Raw genomic sequence first — 1,614 nt, forward strand, 5'->3', positions numbered from 1 at the left:
GGAGATGGAGGTGCTGTTATGAAAGAGAAATGGTCTGAGAAGCTGCCTGTTGTTCAATTCAGAATTGCTCGTCCGACGGATCAGCTGGATAAGGTAGTTGAATTTTACAGTTATGGTGTTGGGCTGAAAGTAGTTGGCAGGTTTGAAAAGCATGATGGCTATGACGGAGTGATGCTGGGGCTTCCTGAAACAGGATATCACTTGGAATTCACTCAACATGAAAACGGCAGTCCTTGCCCTGCGCCAACGGAAGATAACTTACTCGTTTTCTATATTCCAGACAAAGACGCACGCGATGCCATCGTAAAACGGCTATATAATATGGGATATCCAGAAGTCGAACCAGAAAACCCTTATTGGAAAAAAGCCGGTGTGACAATTGCGGACCCGGATGGCTGGAGAATTGTTCTGCAAAATACAAATGGGATTGGATGACCATTGGCGGGTGAAAAAGGAGTGAGGATTTTTCTCCGAGCGCTTCCTATCACCACTCGATGGAAAAAAATCATGATGAGTTGTTCTCGGAGGGCTTCTCATCACCTCTCGAGCGAGAAAAACTAAGAAGACTTGTTGTCGTAAGGCTGCTCATGACCATTCGCGAGAGTCTAAAAGAGTTGAACAGTCATAATAAGGCTCCTTATGACCATTCGCGAGAAAATTAACGAGTTGAACGGTCATAATAAGCATCCTTATGACCATTCGCGGGAAAATTAACGAGTTGAACAGTCATAATAAGGCTCCTTATGACCATTCGCGGGAAAATTAACGAGTTGAGCGGTCATAATAAGTATCCTTATGACCATTCGCGAGAGTTTAAACGAGTTGAACAGTCATAATAATGCTCCTTATGACCACTCGCGAGATGATAAACGAGTTGAACAGTCATTATAAGGCTCCTTATGACCTTTCGCGAGAGAATAAATGAGTTGAACAGTCATAACAAGGCTCCTTATGACCATTCGCGAGAGAATAAACGAGTTGAACGGTCATAATAAGTATCCTTATGACCATTCACGAGAGTCTAAAAGAGTTGAACGGTCATTATAAGCCTCCTTATGACCACTCGAGCGAGAAAATTCGATGTAACATACATGTTCTCGCAGCGCTTCTCATCACCACTCGAACAGATTGAAGTGAGAAATATTGTGCATAATAAAATTAGAAAAATAACCAGGCGAACCACTCAAGCCGGGTCATTTTCGTTACACATTATCTCTCCCCAGAATTCCCATCCAGCCGCTCCAAAATCCTTCTCTTCTGATAAAGCATCGTCCCAGTTTCTGCTAAATCACTCACCATCGATCGGTTGGCAAATGCCCCAAACACAATCCCGGCTACGGGCACCATCTGGAGCAACTTTTTCCAGCCGAAGGATTCCGTGTAGGCTAACGTAACCTCTCGCCAGCCTTGGAGCTGAGAGATCACTTCACGGGATCGATTTTCATTGTTAAAATCTGAAAGCTCATTTAAAATCGCCTGTTTCCCGACGACATCAGCCGAAGAGTATTGCAGACATTTTATAATAAATACCCGCTCTTTCTTATCCTTTGGGTCATATCCATGTATGATCGCAATCTCCTGCAGCGTTTTTAAGGAAATGGCCATCACCGCTGG

2 protein-coding genes are annotated in these 1,614 nt (G+C 43.8%); one reads left to right on the forward strand and one right to left on the reverse strand.

The window, feature by feature from the left end:
• Positions 1-18: 18 nt before the first annotated feature.
• On the forward strand, positions 19-435 hold the full coding sequence (locus tag WB217_RS14375) for a VOC family protein (protein ID WP_423993919.1): 417 nt from the start codon (positions 19-21) through the stop codon (positions 433-435).
• Positions 436-1,209: 774 nt separating this feature from the next.
• On the opposite strand, the gene WB217_RS14380 is transcribed toward WB217_RS14375, so the two are convergent.
• A partial coding sequence (locus WB217_RS14380) for an EcsC family protein (RefSeq protein ID WP_423993918.1) occupies positions 1,210-1,614 on the reverse strand: 405 nt, incomplete at its 5' end.

The sequence above is a fragment of the Mesobacillus sp. genome (assembly GCF_049588175.1).
In the GTDB taxonomy this organism is placed as follows: Bacteria; Bacillota; Bacilli; order Bacillales; family Cytobacillaceae; genus Mesobacillus.

Bases quoted from the DNA above. Each gene is read 5' to 3' on its own strand.
- WB217_RS14375 (WP_423993919.1), top strand. From the start codon at position 19: ATGAAAGAGAAATGGTCTGAGAAGCTGCCTGTTGTTCAATTCAGAATT.